This window comes from Algoriphagus sp. SE2 (assembly GCF_039563885.1).
Classification (GTDB): Bacteria; Bacteroidota; Bacteroidia; order Cytophagales; family Cyclobacteriaceae; genus Algoriphagus.
Window position 1 is genome coordinate 157,275 of sequence record NZ_JBCLWJ010000007.1, and the last position, 17,651, is coordinate 174,925.

General features: G+C 38.0%; 17 protein-coding genes. 16 read left to right on the forward strand and 1 reads right to left on the reverse strand.

All coding sequences use genetic code 11. The features are described 5' to 3' along the window. Positions 1-105: 105 nt before the first annotated feature. The 12 genes from AAGF08_RS10730 (at position 106) to AAGF08_RS10785 (ending at position 10,975) form a co-directional block, all read left to right on the forward strand. A complete protein-coding gene (locus AAGF08_RS10730) occupies positions 106-957 on the forward strand; it encodes an alpha/beta hydrolase family protein (protein WP_343511160.1) in 852 nt (283 codons plus the stop codon). An 88-nt stretch (positions 958-1,045) separates the two neighbouring features. Further along, the gene (locus AAGF08_RS10735; RefSeq protein WP_343511161.1) at positions 1,046-2,191 is read left to right on the forward strand and encodes a 1-acyl-sn-glycerol-3-phosphate acyltransferase; all 1,146 of its coding nucleotides are present in this window, start codon (positions 1,046-1,048) and stop codon (positions 2,189-2,191) included. 233 nt (positions 2,192-2,424) lie between these two features. Beyond that, entirely contained in the window at positions 2,425-3,027 is a 603-nt protein-coding gene (locus AAGF08_RS10740; protein ID WP_343511162.1) for a peptidylprolyl isomerase, read from the forward strand. Positions 3,028-3,073: 46 nt separating this feature from the next. Next, positions 3,074-4,153, forward strand: coding sequence for a Gfo/Idh/MocA family oxidoreductase (locus tag AAGF08_RS10745; protein WP_343511163.1), 1,080 nt, complete (start codon positions 3,074-3,076; stop codon positions 4,151-4,153). Between the two features lie 63 nt (positions 4,154-4,216). Continuing rightward, positions 4,217-4,972, forward strand: coding sequence for an SDR family oxidoreductase (locus AAGF08_RS10750; RefSeq protein ID WP_343511164.1), 756 nt, complete (start codon positions 4,217-4,219; stop codon positions 4,970-4,972). 114 nt (positions 4,973-5,086) lie between these two features. Continuing rightward, complete coding sequence (locus AAGF08_RS10755) at positions 5,087-5,947, forward strand: fumarylacetoacetate hydrolase family protein (protein WP_343511165.1); 861 nt, start codon at positions 5,087-5,089, stop codon at positions 5,945-5,947. Further along, the gene (locus AAGF08_RS10760) at positions 5,944-6,774 is read left to right on the forward strand and encodes an amidohydrolase family protein (protein ID WP_343511166.1); all 831 of its coding nucleotides are present in this window, start codon (positions 5,944-5,946) and stop codon (positions 6,772-6,774) included. The genes AAGF08_RS10755 and AAGF08_RS10760 overlap by 4 nt, the downstream gene beginning before the upstream one ends. Before the next feature lie 23 nt (positions 6,775-6,797). After that, positions 6,798-7,568, forward strand: coding sequence for an SDR family oxidoreductase (locus AAGF08_RS10765; RefSeq protein WP_343511167.1), 771 nt, complete (start codon positions 6,798-6,800; stop codon positions 7,566-7,568). Then, positions 7,568-8,884: an L-fucose:H+ symporter permease gene (fucP, locus tag AAGF08_RS10770; protein ID WP_343511168.1), complete on the forward strand. Its 1,317-nt coding sequence runs from the start codon at positions 7,568-7,570 to the stop codon at positions 8,882-8,884. The genes AAGF08_RS10765 and fucP overlap by 1 nt, the downstream gene beginning before the upstream one ends. 46 nt (positions 8,885-8,930) lie before the next feature. Then, the gene (locus AAGF08_RS10775) at positions 8,931-9,272 is read left to right on the forward strand and encodes an L-rhamnose mutarotase (RefSeq protein ID WP_343511169.1); all 342 of its coding nucleotides are present in this window, start codon (positions 8,931-8,933) and stop codon (positions 9,270-9,272) included. A gap of 10 nt (positions 9,273-9,282) precedes the next feature. Then, the gene (locus AAGF08_RS10780) at positions 9,283-10,206 is read left to right on the forward strand and encodes an alpha/beta hydrolase (RefSeq protein WP_343511170.1); all 924 of its coding nucleotides are present in this window, start codon (positions 9,283-9,285) and stop codon (positions 10,204-10,206) included. A 79-nt stretch (positions 10,207-10,285) separates the two neighbouring features. Next, entirely contained in the window at positions 10,286-10,975 is a 690-nt protein-coding gene (locus AAGF08_RS10785; protein WP_343511171.1) for an HAD family hydrolase, read from the forward strand. 25 nt (positions 10,976-11,000) lie between these two features. On the opposite strand, the gene AAGF08_RS10790 is transcribed toward AAGF08_RS10785, so the two are convergent. Next, on the reverse strand, positions 11,001-12,746 hold the full coding sequence (locus AAGF08_RS10790) for an ABC transporter ATP-binding protein (protein WP_343511172.1): 1,746 nt from the start codon (positions 12,744-12,746) through the stop codon (positions 11,001-11,003). Positions 12,747-12,988: 242 nt separating this feature from the next. Between AAGF08_RS10790 and AAGF08_RS10795 the strand changes: the two genes are divergently transcribed. The 4 genes from AAGF08_RS10795 to AAGF08_RS10805 all read left to right on the forward strand — a co-directional run bounded on the left by AAGF08_RS10795 (position 12,989) and on the right by AAGF08_RS10805 (position 17,634). Next, on the forward strand, positions 12,989-13,528 hold the full coding sequence (locus AAGF08_RS10795; RefSeq protein WP_343511173.1) for a hypothetical protein: 540 nt from the start codon (positions 12,989-12,991) through the stop codon (positions 13,526-13,528). A gap of 7 nt (positions 13,529-13,535) precedes the next feature. Further along, the gene (locus tag AAGF08_RS20560) at positions 13,536-13,724 is read left to right on the forward strand and encodes a phage integrase N-terminal SAM-like domain-containing protein (RefSeq protein WP_353527395.1); all 189 of its coding nucleotides are present in this window, start codon (positions 13,536-13,538) and stop codon (positions 13,722-13,724) included. Between the two features lie 1,450 nt (positions 13,725-15,174). Continuing rightward, the gene (locus tag AAGF08_RS10800; protein WP_343511174.1) at positions 15,175-16,194 is read left to right on the forward strand and encodes a glucosaminidase domain-containing protein; all 1,020 of its coding nucleotides are present in this window, start codon (positions 15,175-15,177) and stop codon (positions 16,192-16,194) included. Positions 16,195-16,227: 33 nt separating this feature from the next. Beyond that, positions 16,228-17,634, forward strand: a complete 1,407-nt coding sequence (locus AAGF08_RS10805) for a DUF1214 domain-containing protein (protein WP_343511175.1) — start codon at positions 16,228-16,230, stop codon at positions 17,632-17,634. Positions 17,635-17,651 lie beyond the last annotated feature (17 nt).

Below are 17,651 nucleotides of genomic sequence, written 5' to 3' on the forward strand. Positions count from 1 at the left end.
ACTAAAATACAATTCTGAAGAAAAAGACTTATATCATAGGCCTTAATCTAAAGTTTTTTTTATTCTTAATTTAGGGCCCTAAATCACCTTTAAATTCAATAATCTATGAAGAATTTTCTTTTTACTTTTTTCCTAATACCAACTTTTGTATGGGCCCAGGCTAAAGTTGATACTATCGAAGTTTATAGCTCAGGAATGAAGAAAGTACTTAAAGCTGCTGTCACTCTGCCTTCGGATTATTCCAATTCAAATTCTAAATTTCCAGTTCTTTATTTACTCCATGGAGGTAGCGGAGCGTTTGATGATTGGCATAAAAAAGTAACCGAGCCAGGCTTGGTAAATAAAATGGCAGATAGTTATAATTTAATAATTGTCACTCCAGGCGTAGGTCCAGCTAGCTACTATTTTGATAGCCCCACGATGGATTCCGTACAATACGAAACATACTTTATTGAAGACTTAATCCCAGAAATAGATAAAAAATACAGAACGCTTTCAAAAAAAGAATCAAGAGCGATAACCGGGTTATCCATGGGGGGCCATGGCGCCATGTTATTGAGTGCAAAACACCCCGAATTATTTGTAGCAGCTGGCAGCATGAGCGGTGTCATGAATATAGATACCAGATTGTGGAAAGTGCCCGAGAACTTTCAAAAACTGAGACAGAGTCAACAAAGAGCAATGCTTGGCGAAGATCTTCAATATGATGCACCATTTTCAACTTACACTATTGTGGGATTAGTAGATAAAATGAAATCTAATAACATTGCTCTCATTCTAGATATTGGCGTGGATGATTTCCTGATCGAAACAAATAGACAATTGCACCAGCTTCTTTTGAACAACCAAACAGACCATGATTACACAGAAAGGCCCGGGGCACATACTTGGGAATACTGGACAGAAGCTCTGCCCTATCATCTTTTATTTTTCTCTAAACACCTGAAATGGGAATAATTAGCGCCATTTCAAAAAATCATTTACATAAGAAACTTCAAAAATTGACCTAAATTTTGCTTTTTGCAGGATAACCCTTAAACCCACTATGTCTAATTTTGATTCTATCAGGCCTTTTTATGACGCAGAAGCGAATGCCGCTATTCGAGAAATAGTAGATGATCCAATGTTAGAGGCTATGATGAATTTCACTTTTCCTCATGATTCAAAGGATCATTGGAAAGATTTAATGTTGCATACCCATTCACTGAGAGATTTCCAAATTAATTTCATTTACCCAGGCGTCAGAAAAGTGCTGGAAAAGAGTTCAGATGGGTTAAGTATAGGAGGTTTTGAGGTACTAAAACCTAATACCTCTTATTTGTTTATTTCCAATCACAGGGACATTATCCTGGACACCTCTTTATTGAATTCCTGTTTGCACGAAAATGGTTTAGTTCTTACAACCTCGGCCATCGGTGACAACCTGATCAAAAAGAAATTCCTGCACACCTTATCTCGCTTAAATCGAAATTTTGCGATCAAAAGAGGACTTCAGGGTAGAGCTCTGTTAGAAAGCTCACAGCTCGCGTCGGAATACATCAAAAAATCCTTGATTAGTGAGAATAGATCTGTTTGGACAGCCCAAAGAGAAGGAAGAACCAAAGATGGAAATGATGCAACGCAGCGTGGAGTTTTAAAAATGTTGACCCTGTCTGAAGAAGGAAATGATCCATTCAGTTTTTTTGAAAAAGTCAGAGTAGTTCCTATTTCAATATCCTATGAATATGACCCAACGGATATTTTAAAAATGCCCGAACTTCTTGCCAAGTCTCGCCATGAGAAATACGTAAAAAGCGAAAACGAGGACTTTCTAAATCTACTCAGAGGTATTATGGGCACCAAAAAAAGAATTCACATACAGGTGAATGGGATTTTGGATAAAGAGATTTCAGAAATCTCTAAGATGGAAATATCCCAAAGTGAAAAGTTAAGTCAGTTGGCAGCAGTTATTGACCAAAAGATTTTATCCGGATATATGCTTTGGCCAAGTAATTATATAGCACATGACCTGCTATATGGTGGGGAAGAATATAAATCATTCTATACAAAGGAAGAAAAAAATGCATTTGTAAATAGACTTAATGAAAAAGTGGACACCAAAAACACCTTGATGGTAGATAACTTTTTGTCTATGTATGCCAATCCAGTAAACAATAAGAAAAAAAGTTTAGAAGCAAACTCTGTGATTTAAGCTGGATATCAATCCAAAAAACAAATTCAATTTCTTTACGGGCTAATTTTAGAAATCTTCAATCGTCTCTTTTTCGATGGTAATAGTCTACTTTGCTTAACAACAGAGGTGAGTTTTACTTAAATTAATATGGATAATTTTTAAAGTACAAAGTCTCACTGCTTTCGAAGTAAAATCATTTTCATTCAATTTCAAATGATCATATATTTAGGATAATCAACCATTTTCGATCCATGCTCCTAAACAGATCAATTCTCTCAATTCTTTTTTTATATTTTTTGAATTTATCTTTTGGGATAGCTCAAAATCAACAAAAAATACCGATTGGTGAAATCAAAACACCTTATGGGAAAATCCTTATTTCTTTAGATGAGCGTACACCAAATCATAAAGAGAGTTTTATCGAACTGGCCAATGCCGGATATTGGGATACGCTTACTTTCAATAGAGTCATTCCCAATTTTGTTAATCAAGGAGGATGCCCAGATACTGAAGAAGGTTTCAACGATCCAGAATATTTATTACCTCCAGAAATCACTCCAGAGCTAACTCATAAATATGGAGCTGTCGGAGCCGGAAGAGATGGGAATCCAGAAAAGAACAGTGCTAGATGTCAATTTTATATTATACAAAATCTAGAAGGTGTTCACCGGTTAGATGGTGATTATACGGTTTTTGGACAGGTTATCGACGGGATGGATGTAGTTGAAAAAATTGCTCATTCTGAAACAAATGATAAGGATGAGCCAATAAAACCTGTAACCATGAAGGTCAAAATAAAATATCTTTCTCCTTCAAAAATTAAAAAACTACTGACTCAATCAAAAGGAGGATAATCAAACCATTTTTTTTATTTTAAGATATTTCCAAAAAAAACCTTTAATGAAATCAATAGACCCTATAAGAATTTTGGTAGTAGGATGTGGAAATATGGGTGCTTCTCATGCCACTTCCTACCATCAAATGGATGAATTTGAAATCTGTGGACTAGCTGCCAGGGGGAATAGTAAAATCCGCCTAAATGAAAGTCTAAAGTCAAATTATCCGCTATTTGATGATTTTGACCAAGCATTGGCTACCTCACAGCCAGATGCTGTTTGCATCAGCACTTATCCAGATACCCACGAAGATTTTGCTCTGAAATCATTAGATGCAGGCTGCCATGTATTTATAGAAAAACCGCTAGCTGATTCCATTTTAGGCTGTGAAAAGATCATTTCAAAAGCTAAAGAAAAAAATAAAAAAGTAGTGGTCGGATATATTTTGAGGCATCATCCTTCCTGGATACGATTTATTGAAGAGTCCCAAAAAATGGGTAAACCTTTGGTGATGAGGATGAATTTGAATCAGCAAAGTCAGGGGTATATGTGGGACGTTCATAGAAATTTGATGAAAAGTCTCAGCCCAATTGTAGACTGTGGAGTCCACTACATTGATGTAATGTGTCAGATGACAAGATCAAAACCAATTTCCGTTTCAGCCATTGGGGCAAGATTGACAGAGGATATTTCCGAGGACAATTATAATTATGGTCAGCTTCAAATTAGATTTGAAGATGGGAGCGTTGGATGGTATGAAGCTGGATGGGGACCTATGGTGAGTGAAACAGCTTTCTTTGTCAAAGATGTTTTTGGACCCAATGGCTCAGTTTCTATCACTGCAAAGGACGCTGGATCTTCCGGTAAATCCGACAATGTAGACAGTCATACCAAAACTGAGTCGATTAGGATCCATCATGCAGCAATAGATTCAGCCAACAAATTCACCAAAGAGGATGAATGGATTGATATGAAAGATGAACCAGATCATCAGGAGCTTTGTAATCGGGAACAAACTTATTTTCTAAAATCTATTTTGGAGAACTTCGATTTAAATGATCATTTGGAAGATGCACTGAATAGTCTAAAGATAGCATTCGCTTGTGATGAGTCTGTCAAAACAGGTGAAACAATAAAACTATAGGTTGGCAGAAATTATTTTGCGGATAGTTTCCTATGGCCTTATTTTAATTTTTCAATCGAAATCATGAAAAATAAATCAATAGTAATTACAGGGGGATCCAGTGGAATTGGGCTGGCTATGGTGAAAAAATTTGCTGCTGAAAATTCAAATGTTTATTTCCTTGATCTGAATGACGATGGGGAAGAAATTAGCAAAGAACTGACCAAAAAAGGTCAAAAAGCAACCTTTATCAAATGTAACATTGCCTCCTATTCTGAAGTGAAAAACGCCATAAATAGCATTCCTGGAAAAATAGATGTCTTGATTAACAATGCAGGAATTTCTCATGTAGGTAAATTAGAAAATACCAGTGAGGAAGATTTTGACAAATTGTTTCAGGTAAACGTAAAAGGGATGTTCAATTGCACCAAAGCAGCCCTTTCGAAATTGAAAGAAGACGGAGGTGGATCTATTTTAAATATGGCTTCTGTTGCTGCAACAATTGGAATTCCAGATCGATTTGCCTACAGCATGACCAAGGGCGCAGCCTATACCATGACATTAAGTATTGCCAGAGATTATGTTCAGGATGGCATCCGATGTAATTGCCTTTCACCAGGAAGAGTCCACACCCCGTTTGTAGATGGTTTTTTAGCAAAAAATTATCCTGGAAAAGAGAAAGAAATGTTTGAAAAATTATCAGCAACTCAGCCAATTGGAAGAATGGCAACGCCTGAAGAAATAGCCGAACTGGCTTATTTTGTGAGTTCTGATTCAGGTAGTTTTTTCACTGGAGCAAATATCCCCATAGATGGTGGATTTTTGGGATTGAAAATGTAAAGCAGCGTTGATTATTTAATGATATAGGAAAATATCTTCATCAACATACTTTCCCCTACTTCCCTTAATTGAAGAAAATTATTTTATAAAATATTTGATACTAAATACTAGCGAATGAAACTGATACGATTTGGAGATGCTGGTCAAGAGAAACCAGGAATTATTGATAACGAGGGTAATTATTTAGATTGCTCAGCATTCCAAGAGGATTGGGACGAAACATTTTTCACCAACAATGGAATTGATCGATTGGATGCTTGGGTCCAAGCGAATATCGAAAACTTAAAAAAGATACCTGAAAACTCAAGAATAGGATCTCCAGTCGCACGTCCATCCAAGATAATTTGCATTGGATTAAATTACAGGAAACATGCAATAGAATCTGGAATGCCTGTTCCTGAAATACCAATCATATTTATGAAAGCTACCTCTTCTTTAAGTGGTCCTTTTGATCCGATTTATATCCCTAAAAACTCGGTAGCAACGGACTGGGAAGTGGAATTGGCAGTGGTCATAGGAAAACGGGCTAAATATGTAAGTAAGGATAAGGCAATGGATTATGTCGCGGGATATTGCCTTCATAATGATGTCAGCGAAAGAGATTTTCAGTTGCGCCATGGTGGTCAATGGGTAAAAGGTAAAAGTGCTGATAATTTTGCTCCACTTGGTCCCTTTTTGGCTACCAAATTTGAAATCCCCAATCCACATAATTTGAGACTTTGGCTGAAATTAAATGGAAAAACAATTCAGGATAGTAATACCTCCGATCTGGTTTTTGATATCCCCACATTAATTGAGCACCTTAGTCAGTATATGACCTTGCTCCCTGGCGATGTAATTTCTACCGGAACGCCGGCTGGAGTTGGACTAGGCTTTGACCCACCAAGATATTTAGCTGAGGGAGATGTTGTTGAACTTGGAATCGACGGGCTTGGCGTTTCGCGTCAGGTTGCCAAGAAGGACCCTGAAGCATGAGATTAGATTCACATCAGCATTTTTGGAAATATAATCCAGATAAACACTCATGGATCAATGAAGACATGAAAGTCATTCAGAAGAACTTTCTTCCGGAGGACTTATTGCCTTTGCTATCCCAACATAATATTGATGGTTGTGTGGCCGTGCAAGCTGATGAAAGTTTTCATGAAACAGCATTTCTCCTCGATTTAGCTGAAGAGTATGAAAAAATAAAAGCTGTAGTTGGCTGGGCTGACCTTGCCAGCGATGAATTAGACAAAGATCTTGACCAATTTGCAAAACATCCAAAACTCAAAGGATATCGAGAAATTCTTCAATCCAAACCAATTGAGTATATGCTTCGGGAAAATTTTATCCGTGGTATTGAAAAAATTGGCAAAAGAGGTTACACCTATGATATTCTTGTTTTCCCAAACCAATTAGAAGCAACACTAAAATTCATAAAATTAAGTCCCGAGCAACCTTTCGCAATTGACCATCTTGCCAAGCCAAATATCAAATTAGGGATTTGGAGGGAATGGAAAAAAGAAATGGCGCCACTTGCGGAAAGAGAGTATATCTATTGTAAACTTTCAGGGATGGTTACTGAAGCAGATTGGAGAGGCTGGAAACCAAATGATTTTCAAACATATATGGATATTATGCTGGAAACATTTGGGCCAGGCAGACTAATGTTTGGGTCAGATTGGCCAGTTTGTTTAGTAGCAGCTGAATATGAGCAAGTATTTGATTTGGTAGACCGTTTTACAGAAAAGCTCTCTCCTACAGAGAAAAAACAGATCATGGGCGAAAACGCTGCCACCTTTTATGGGATAAAAGAATAATTTAAAGATTGACATAACCCAAAATGAATTTAAACCTTAAAGAAAAAGTAATCTTAATCAGCGGTGGTGCCAAAGGAATTGGAGGTGCTATTTCATTAGGGCTGATCGAGGAAGGAGCAATTCCTGTGATTATTGATCCCTCTGAAAAGGAAGGGGTGAAAATTCTGGAAAAGGCCCCTTTGAAATCTCTTCAAATACCAATCAGATTGACATCTCCATCAGATGCTGAAAAAGCTGTCAACCTAGCAATTGAAAAATTTGGTAGAATTGATGGATTGGTGAATAATGCCGGCGCTAATGACAGCGTTGGTCTGGAGCATGGTTCCCCAGAGGCATTTGCCAATTCAGTATCCAAAAATTTATTTCACTATTATCATTTGGCACATTTTGCACTTCCTTACCTCAAAAAAACAAAGGGAGCAATTGTAAATATCAGTAGCAAAACTGCAGTTACTGGACAAGGGGGGACTTCTGGTTACACGGCTGCGAAAGGTGCTCAACTTTCACTTACCAGGGAATGGGCTGTTGAACTCCTACCCTATCAAATTCGGGTAAATGCGGTAATTCCAGCTGAAGTGTATACACCACTCTATCAAAACTGGATTCAGACTTTTGAAAATCCAGAGCAAAAACTTGCAGATATTACCCAAAATATTCCTCTTGGAAACCGAATGACAACACCAGAGGAAATCGCTGCAATGAGTATTTTCTTACTTTCTGATAAAGCCTCTCATATTACAGGACAACACCTGTTTGTAGATGGAGGATACACCCACCTTGACCGATCACTTTGATGAGCCCAAAACCAGCATTAGTTCCCAAAAATCTAGTAATCCCATTTATTTTAATCACATCACTTTTTGCTCTATGGGGTTTTGCAAATGACATTACCAATCCCATGGTGGCTGCTTTTAAACGAGTCCTAGAGTTAAATAATACTCAGGCATCCTGGGTTCAAATGGCTTTCTATGGGGGCTATTTTACCATGGCACTTCCCGCTGCGTTTTTCATTAAAAAGTATTCCTACAAAACTGGAATCTTACTTGGCTTAGGGCTTTATGGGTTTGGGGCATTACTTTTCTATCCAGCTGCTGCTTGGGAGAGTTATGGCTTTTTCCTCGCCTCTCTTTACATTCTGACATTTGGATTGGCCTTTCTTGAAACAACGGCAAATCCCTACATTTTGTCGATGGGACCTGAGTCTACAGCCACTCAGCGTTTGAATTTGGCACAGGCATTTAACCCCATGGGGGCACTGGCAGGTTTGTTCGTAGCCAAGCAATTTATATTGAATGCACTTCAATCGAATGCAACCGATGCCGATGGAAATATCATATTCTCAACTTTGGATGAATCGGCAAAAGCAGTCATTCGAACCGCTGATTTAATGGTGATTCGAAACCCTTATGTGATGCTTGGTCTAGTAGTCATTGCAATTCTTGTAATTATTGCCCTAGTAAAAATGCCAGAGAATAAAGAAACCGGTAAAGTAGAATTTCAGGCAACCATGAAGAGATTGTTGAAAAACAGGAATTTTGTGGAAGGTACGTTTGCACAAATGTTTTATGTAGGAGCACAAATCATGGTCTGGACTTACATTTATCAATATGCCGAAGTCTTGGGAATCTCAAACGCTGATGCTGTTAATTTTGGGTATGCCGCATTGGTTGTTTTCCTAGTTGGCCGATGGATTTGCACTTTTTTACTTCGATTTATCTCTCCAACTAGGCTACTCAGCATCTTTTCAATTCTTGCTATTACATTTACTGCAGGTGCAATATTTCTCCCAGGAATTAGCGGACTTTATTCCTTGGTTGCTATTTCTTTTGCCATGTCACTGATGTTTCCAACAATCTATGGAATTGCCCTGGACGGATTGGGAGAAGATTCAAAATTTGCAGCTGCCTTCTTGGTCATGGCAATCGTGGGTGGGGCCATTATGCCAACGCTACAAGGTATGATTATGGATATTGGTGGAATTGGTTATGATGACACCTTAATTTTGGGTGTTCCTGAAGTTAATTTCTCTTTTATTCTTCCCCTTTCCTGTTTCGTTATGGTTTTATTATTTAGTGTTAGAGTGAAAAAAGTGACGAAGTTGGAAATATAAAATTCTGAATCTCAAGTACGACTCCTTGATTAAAAAATGCCTCTTTATGAAAACTCAAACTTTTGTCTTAATCTGTGATCTAAAAGATGATGAGGAAGCTATTCAAGCCTATGTAGATTGTCATAAATCCGTTGCACCGGAAATTATTGAAAGTATCAGGGTTGCAGGTGTACTTCAAATGAGTATTTACCGCTGGAAATATAGGCTGACGATGATATTGGTAGGAGATGAAGAATTTTCTTTTGAGAAAAAAGCTAAATTGGATGATGCCAATATGAAAGTGCAGGAATGGGAAGCATTTTTGGGACAATACCAAACCAATCTTCCCGGGACGCCTCCTAATTGGAGGTGGGCATTAACAGAAAAAATTTTTGATTTTCAAGGCTAAAATAACCCTTATGAAAAAGACTTTATTAATACTCGGCATGATCATGAGCAGCGCATTTGTAAACGCCCAAGAAATTATTCTGCCCCTTTGGGAAGGTACTCCTCCACTTCAAGAAGACATGGGTCTGGAAGAAAAAGCTGTTGAGGAAGGAATCATCCGGATTGAAAATGTACAAATTCCCCAGATTGAAGTTTTCTTGCCCAGCAAACAAATGCGAACCGGGCAGGCGGTAGTTATTTTTCCAGGAGGCGGATATCACATTTTGGCTTATGATTGGGAAGGAAGAGACTTTGCCAAGTGGCTGAATACACAAGGTATTGTGGGAATAGTTGTAAAGTACAGACTTCCTGATTCCAAATCCCTTACAGATGCTAAAGAAGTACCTTTGTTAGATGCACAACGCGCCGTAAGACTTGCAAGACATCATGCAGAAGAGTGGAATATCGATCCATCTCAAATTGGAGTAATGGGTTTTTCGGCAGGCGGACATTTGGCTTCTACCGTCAGCACACAATATGCCCATGAAGTGGATAGACCAAAAGATGCCATTGATGCACTATCAGCCCGTCCTGATTTTTCAATTTTAGCCTATCCTGTTATTTCTTTTAGAGATGCGAGTGCACATTCGGGATCAAGAAGGAATTTAATCGGGGAAAATGCCAGTCAAGAACTAGTTGATCGATTTTCCAGTGAGTTAAATGTAACTGAAGAAACTCCTCCAACTTTTTTGGTCCATGCTCAAGATGACAATGGAGTGCCTATAGAAAATAGCTTTTTGTATTACAAAGCACTGCATGCAAAGGGAGTTCCTGCTTCATTACATATTTATCCTAAAGGAGGACATGGATTCGGTTTCGGTTTAGGAAAAGGACCTGTTGAAGGTTGGAGAGAAGTATTACTGGATTGGATGAAATCAATTGATATTGAACAGTAGGCAGGTTTGAACTTTGGTCCGAAATTGAGCATCCGAGAATGGATGGAAACAATCTCATTTAATTAAACAATATAAATAAATGATAAAAGTAATCGCTTTTGACGCCGACGATACGCTTTGGGTAAATGAACCATTTTTTAGAGAAGCAGAAGAAAAATTCACGGAATTGCTCGAAGACTTTATGCCTCAGCACAGTGTCTTAAAGGAACTTTACCTGACAGAAATTGAGAATCTGAATTTATATGGCTATGGAATCAAAGGCTTTATGTTATCAATGATCCAAACTGCATTAAGGATTTCCGAGCATAAAATCCCCCTGAAAGTAATTGACAGAATTTTGGAAATCGGCAATGAAATGATGGAAAAGCCAGTGGAAATCCTACCGGGGGTTGAGGAAGTTTTAGCAGAATTAAAGAATGATTATCGGCTAGTCATGGCTACCAAAGGAGATTTAGTCGATCAGCAGAGAAAATTAAATAAGTCAGGATTGGATCATTATTTTCATCACATTGAGATCATGAGTGAAAAGAAAGAAGCAGATTTTGCAAAACTTATCCAACATCTTGATGTAGCTCCAAAGGAATTCCTGATGTTGGGAAATAGTCTGAAATCAGATGTGTTACCAGTGTTAGAACTTGGTGGCCATGCCATTCATATCCCTTTTCATATTACATGGCAACATGAGAAAATTGAATATAATGTTGAGCATGATAATTTCTACCAAGCAGAACATATCACTCAGGTAGTTGAACTTATTAAGGAAATGTAAAATATTTCTATAGTTTCCATTCTCCCTAAATTCTCGCTTGGTAGGTATACAATTGGTAATATCTCCCTTCAAGTGCGATCAGTTCTTCATGCTTCCCTCTCTCTACTATTTTACCCTGTTCAATGACAAGAATTTGATCCGCTTGCCGAATGGTACTCAACCTGTGAGCAATGACAAAAGTGGTCCTTCCCTTCATCAAATCTTTCAAACTTGCTTGAATCAAGGTTTCAGATTCTGTATCCAAGTTGGAGGTAGCTTCATCCAATATCAATATTCTAGGATCGGCTAAAATAGCTCTTGCGATAGCGATACGCTGTCTTTGACCTCCCGAAAGCTTTACTCCTCTTTCTCCGATCAAAGTATCTAAACCCTCTTCAAATCGATCAGTAAATTCCTGAACATGCGCTGCATGAACCGCCTGAAGCAATTGCTCCTCTGATGCATCAGGTCTTGGGAACAATATATTTTCGCGTATGGTCCCTTCAAAAAGGAAATCATCTTGCAGCACAACTCCCAATTTCGATCGAAATGATTCCAATGTAACTGTAGCTAGATCGTGTCCATCTAGCGTGATCATTCCTGAGTCAGGATTCAAAAATGTAGCTGCCAAACCCGCGATTGTTGTTTTGCCAGACCCTGAAGTACCCACTAAAGCGGTTACCGATCCGGAGGGAGCTTCAAAACTAATTTCCTTAACAACTTCTTTTCCTTCTTCATATGCAAAAGAGACTTTTTCAAATGTCATATCGCCTTTGATTTCATCCAAAGAACGTGTTCTCAATTTATCATCAGCTTCCAAAGGTGTATTCATGATCTCTTCGGTACGATCCAGACCTGCAAAAGCTTCTGTGAGTTGACTGCCAATGTTGGACATTTGGACAATCGGGGCAATCATAAAACCAAGATAAAGTGTGAATGCTAAGAAGTCTCCAAAAGTCAATTGTTCCTGCATGATCATATAACCACCCAAGCCCATGATTCCAGCTGAAGCAAGACCTAATAATAAGGCCCCAGCGGAAGTCACAAAACTGGTTGCAGTCAAACTTGCTTTTACATTTTGAAAAAGCTCATCAACTCCTTTGGCAAAGGTGCTGATCTCTTGCTGCTCGGCATTAAATCCTTTAATGACCCGGATCCCTCCTAGTGTCTCTGTTAATCTTCCAGTTACCTGTGCATTAATTTTACCTCTTTCTCTAAAAATCGGTCTGATTTTTCCAAAAGCTTTTAAGGAAACCAACCCAAATACCACTACTGGCAATAGAACAAACAGCGTCATTTTCGGAGAAATACTAATTAATAAGAATAAAGATATAACAGCTGTTAATACCCCTCCTATCATTTGTGCGAAACCCGTTCCCACGAGGTTTCTGACCCCTTCCACGTCTGACATGATTCGGGAAACCAATTCTCCAGTTTTCGTATTATCAAAAAATCGAATCGGCAATTTAATGATATGACTTTGAACCTGAGATCTCAGTTTTGCAATTAGATTTTGTGCCTCCACACTCAAAATTTGAGTGAGTGCATAAGAGGTCACCGATTGAACCACGATTGCTGTTACTACTGCAATGATCAGCCACTTAAGCATCGTAAGATCATTGCTTGGGATCACATCATCAATGAGGTATTTACTAGCTCCTGGCAAAACCAAACTGGCCAATCTACTGATGACAATTAAAAATAAACCTAAAAAAAGATGCTTTCTTCTGGGCCAGATAATGGTTTTAAAAACCTGACTCATGGTTACCTTACGCTCCGCTGTTCTTGCCATGAAATAGTATGTTTAGACTGAGAAACCCCGAATTTTCTTTTACAGTTCAAAAATGGAAGGAAGTTAAGTGATTGATAAATGTGGGAGCAAAAATTCAGAGCGTTTTCAAACTAAAATCTCTTTAATCGAAACTATTTGCAGATATTTATTCTATAGAAATATATCCGCAACTTTTTACTTTTTTGACGATGTATACTGATAGAATAGAAATTCGAGTAGTGGGAAGAAAGATTCTACTTAAAATGCCTAAAAACGAGGCTGACATTTCCTTCATTAGAACGATTCCTTACGTCAGATGGAATAACCAAGGCTTATGGAAAATACCCCACTATCCTGGCAACCTTATAAAGATAACAGTGCATTTCGGAACTAGGGTTTCTTTGCTCGAAATCAATGAGGAAATAGAAAACCCTATCACTAACAAGATCCAAATTCAAAAAAATAAGGTACTCATGATCAGAACCAACTCAGGCCGGATCAAACTGATTTTTGGTTATTTCACGAATTTGATCAAACACATCAAAACTATTCCATATTGTCATTGGGATTCTAAAAATAAATGGTGGACAATACCCTATTCTGAGCAGTTTGAGGAAGAGATCAAGAAGTTTTGTGCATTAAACCAGCTCAAAATTTCCCAAGAAATAGAAGTGCCTAAAAAAGAAGGAATTCCCAGATTAAATCCCTCACAAGTAATTCACTATAAAAGCTGTCCGGAGGCTTACATCAATAAGCTACAAGAACTCCGATACAGCCAAAAAATCATATATCCCTTTATTTGAAGAATTCATCAATCACTTTCCAAAAGAAGATCTTGAAACTTTATCGGAAAAGCATGTGGTGGAATTTTCAAGATATTTAGTGACAGAACGAAAAGTATCAGCCTCCTATCAAAATTCAGCCATCAATTCAATTAAATTTCACATTAGAAAAGTTTTATGTTGTAGAAAGGAACCGTATTCTGACACACTATTATAAAGTAGCGAATCGAGCTATTTCAAATTCAAAAGTCACTGAAAAGAAGTTATGGCAATCATTGGAAAAGAAGTTAAAAATAAGAGTATCTCAGTTTTCTGAATATCTTACTAAAAAGGTTCGGTTACATGAGATCATAATATGTCTCCAGCTTTTAACTTTAGAAACTCAAAAAAATGAGTTCAATTTCACCCATACAAGGGAAACATTATCGTTTTTCAAAAAGGTATTCGAAGCATAAAAAAAAATTATCAATGGTAATAAATTGGCCTGGTATGATAATGCCTAGGGCTAGTGGTTTATTTCTTTTTCTAAAGGGTGGAGAGATTTCAAAAAGCAATGTCCTTTCGGATGAAAGATCCAGGAACTTAAGGAAATTGACATCAGCTTAACTTTGTGAATATTTCTGATTCGGACGACTCTTGCATATACCCTACCACTCTAATTCAACAAATACAACTGATCTGCTTTAACGAGCTTTCAGGAATATCCTCTTCAGAAAAGAAACGAGACCGTGACAGTTATTATAAGCTATATTCCAAAGTGCTTTCCGGATATTTTCACTAGCCTTATTTGTATTGCCAAATTCGGGCAAACAACCAAGCAACCAGTTAACATGAAAAAAGACTGGATAGGCTAAGAAACACCCCCGATTTGTGGATACATTATGTTGTGACTAATGTGAAAGCGACGACTATTTTTTATCATTCAAAAAAGGACAATCATGTAGTCAATAACATGTAAACAATTAGGTGGTTCTTGCGAACATAGATTTCATGCCGACACTTTAGAAAACATTGCTGAGCAAAGCAAAAAGCATGGCATGGAAATGTTTCAAGCAGGTGACAAAGGATACCTCAAACCTATGAATGAAATGAAAGAACTTATGCAATCTCCTGAAGCAATGGCAAGTGGTTTGAAAATCTAAGAAAAGAATCTGAAGCACCACCCGACAACGATTGATAAGGGGGATAAAATAGTGAAGATGTAAAAAAGAAAGAAAATTAACTCTTTTAGCAATTAGAATAAGTTCACCTTTTTTTAAGGAAACTATATGAAATAGAACATCATGTTTTATGATTTCAATCATGTTATAAGTATATAATAATGAGTACATTCAAGGGTGGTTAATAATAAATTCCTAATATCCTTTCACGTTAACCAAAGGTAAGTTTAACCTCCTTTAGCCTTAATTATTGATCAGTGTCAGCGATTTGATAGGAGAATATTTTGAGGATGAGACTGATTCAATCAATAGGCGAAGCAAAGGTGTTAGAATTATATGAATTAGAGATTCCCTATTGTAAACTATTTGTAATCATGAAGTCTCTGTTCCTAAAATGAAAGTGGTAATACCAAAGCGGCAGAATGCTTAGAATCATGAAAGTTTTCAGTAAACAAATGAAATAAAGTGAATTCTAAAAATCACTTTAAAACTTAATTATTATAACGTATGAGACTGTATATTCTAGTGTTTATTTGTTTGTCATCCATATCAATGGCATGTGCAGATATCAAAGAGGACAAGAATACTGCCATTACTCTTTCAAACGAGGTGACCAATGGCATGGACTCCCTAATATATTCAAATCCAAAGAATTATACCTTCACTCTGGAAAAGACTGAAGGAGCTACCAATATTGAAGTCAGCTCTTATAAAGATATGCTTGACTTGTTTGAAAAACATCAATATACCCCAGAATCATGGCAAGCTGGAATCCGTGAGATTCCCAGAATTTACCTTCCGATTATCGGTGACAAATGGGGCCAAACTACCTCCAAGGAAATTACTACTGACAATAAAAAAAGAATGTTTTTTCGAGGTTTAGCCCCAATGATTTTAAGAGCCAATGAATTGATCATGATTGATAGAAACCATTTGAAAAACATTCGACTTTCATTTAATGAGAATAAGATGAGTGATGATGATAATAAATGGATTCTGAAACTTGCCAAACTATATAAGGTCGAACTAAATGAAAACGGGATAACTACTTCCACACTGGATGAACTTTGGGAAAAAGTAGATATTGTTCCCCTATCACTTGCCTTGGCCCAAGCTGCTGAAGAAAGTGGTTGGGGAACTTCCAAATTTGCCGACAAAGGCAATGCCCTATACGGACAGTGGACATGGGGTGAAAATGCGATCACACCTGAAAAGCAAAGGAAAGAATTAGGGAATTACGGGATAGCGACTTTTGAAACCCTTCAACAATCCATAAGCGCTTATATGCTTAATCTGAACACGCACAAAGCCTATACCAGCCTGCGCTCTAAAAGAGCCGAACTTCGAACAAAGGATCAGAAAATTACAGGACATATCCTGGCTGGGCAATTAACAAAATATTCAGAACGGGGGGAGGAATATGTCAAGGGGCTTCGATCTCTGATGGACTACAACCTGCTTAGTCCGGCGGATGATGCTTATTTGTCTGATGATCCACCAATTTATCTAATTCCAGTGGCGAATTAATTGATCCAATCTTAAATTAAATCAACACTAAAAATGAAATATCTTATTAAAGACATTCTCTCAATTACTTTAATCCTTCTTTTTTTTGGTTGTTCGTCAGCAAAAAAAGAAACCATTCCTACTGATGACAACGGGGAAGCTATCCTGACAGATGATCAAATAGAAAACATTGTTAAGCGTTCGTATCAATATGTAGCCATGTATAATGTCAACAACAAGTTTGCCATGAAAGCAGGTGGCTGGAACACCGTGGATTCTGACACAAAATTGAAAGATCATACGATGAGGGATATTGCACGCCCCAACAACGACAGTTTTTACGCCAGCGCATTACTGGATTTGCAGGCTGAACCCGTAATTATGTACCTGCCTGCTTTTGATTCCAAGTACGTGTCCTTAATGGTTACGGCCTATGATCATTATGTGGATGTACCCAAAGCAACGCGTAAGGGAGATTTTCAAAAACCGGAGAAAATCCTGTTTTATTCCGACAGGACAGAAGGATACAGCGGAGAAGAGGTGCCGGGAGTAGATATGATTTACAAAACATCAGGAGATTTTGTATCAGCCGTACTGCGTATTATGCCGCATGCCAACGATACTGAGCGATTCAAACGCATCGTTGAAACCATTGGAACCATAAAAATTGAGACACTTTCAGAATATAATGGCAATCAGCCAAAAATGGCAAAGGAAATCTCCTTTCCGGAGGTTGGAAAGACCGATTTAGATGTTTTTGAGAATAACTTACTGGAAGTGATGCAGTTTGTGTTCAATCATGTTTCATTTGATGTTAGCGATCCTGAAGACCAGGCGGTATTGGCAGCCTTTAAGCCTTTGGGTATAGTTCCCGGCGGTGAATACAATGCTGAAGACATTAAGATCGACGGAAAAAAATTCCGGGAGGTGGCAGAAAATATTCAAGCCGAATACCTCGGAAAACTAACCGATCCAGACCTGTTTGCCTCCATTGCACGTAAGATGTTTAAACCAAAAGGGGTAACCGACTTGGAAACTGTTATCACGGTATCGATAATCGGACCTATTGGACTGCCCATGGAAGAAGCCATGTATCCGAATATTACTTCAGCTGATGGCGAACCCCTGAACGCCATGAATGATTATGTGGTAAAAATGACAAAAGACCAACTGCCTCCGGATCAGGCTTTCTGGTCGGTAACCCTCTACGATAAGGCCAATGGCTTTTTTATTCCCAACGACAGAAAAAAATACAGTGTGGGCGAGAATGCCGGCTTTAAACTTAATGGTGAAGGTGGTATTGAGATCTACGTTGCAGAAGAAAAACCAAATGGTGTTCCCGAAGAAAACTGGCTGCCCATTAACCGCAAAGATGAGGAAATCGACCTGATTCTAAGGATCTATGTGCCGGACATGGAGAAGATAAAAACGTGGAAGGCGCCCAAGGCAGTGAAATTATAAACACTAAATACAATACC

Coding starts and splice junctions, on each gene's coding strand:
- AAGF08_RS10730 (WP_343511160.1), top strand. CDS start 106: ATGAAGAATTTTCTTTTTACTTTTTTCCTAATACCAACTTTTGTATGG.
- AAGF08_RS10735 (WP_343511161.1), top strand. CDS start 1,046: ATGTCTAATTTTGATTCTATCAGGCCTTTTTATGACGCAGAAGCGAAT.
- AAGF08_RS10740 (WP_343511162.1), top strand. CDS start 2,425: ATGCTCCTAAACAGATCAATTCTCTCAATTCTTTTTTTATATTTTTTG.
- AAGF08_RS10745 (WP_343511163.1), top strand. CDS start 3,074: ATGAAATCAATAGACCCTATAAGAATTTTGGTAGTAGGATGTGGAAAT.
- AAGF08_RS10750 (WP_343511164.1), top strand. CDS start 4,217: ATGAAAAATAAATCAATAGTAATTACAGGGGGATCCAGTGGAATTGGG.
- AAGF08_RS10755 (WP_343511165.1), top strand. CDS start 5,087: ATGAAACTGATACGATTTGGAGATGCTGGTCAAGAGAAACCAGGAATT.
- AAGF08_RS10760 (WP_343511166.1), top strand. CDS start 5,944: ATGAGATTAGATTCACATCAGCATTTTTGGAAATATAATCCAGATAAA.
- AAGF08_RS10765 (WP_343511167.1), top strand. CDS start 6,798: ATGAATTTAAACCTTAAAGAAAAAGTAATCTTAATCAGCGGTGGTGCC.
- fucP (WP_343511168.1), top strand. CDS start 7,568: ATGAGCCCAAAACCAGCATTAGTTCCCAAAAATCTAGTAATCCCATTT.
- AAGF08_RS10775 (WP_343511169.1), top strand. CDS start 8,931: ATGAAAACTCAAACTTTTGTCTTAATCTGTGATCTAAAAGATGATGAG.
- AAGF08_RS10780 (WP_343511170.1), top strand. CDS start 9,283: ATGAAAAAGACTTTATTAATACTCGGCATGATCATGAGCAGCGCATTT.
- AAGF08_RS10785 (WP_343511171.1), top strand. CDS start 10,286: ATGATAAAAGTAATCGCTTTTGACGCCGACGATACGCTTTGGGTAAAT.
- AAGF08_RS10790 (WP_343511172.1), bottom strand. CDS start 12,746: ATGGCAAGAACAGCGGAGCGTAAGGTAACCATGAGTCAGGTTTTTAAA.
- AAGF08_RS10795 (WP_343511173.1), top strand. CDS start 12,989: ATGCCTAAAAACGAGGCTGACATTTCCTTCATTAGAACGATTCCTTAC.
- AAGF08_RS10800 (WP_343511174.1), top strand. CDS start 15,175: ATGAGACTGTATATTCTAGTGTTTATTTGTTTGTCATCCATATCAATG.
- AAGF08_RS10805 (WP_343511175.1), top strand. CDS start 16,228: ATGAAATATCTTATTAAAGACATTCTCTCAATTACTTTAATCCTTCTT.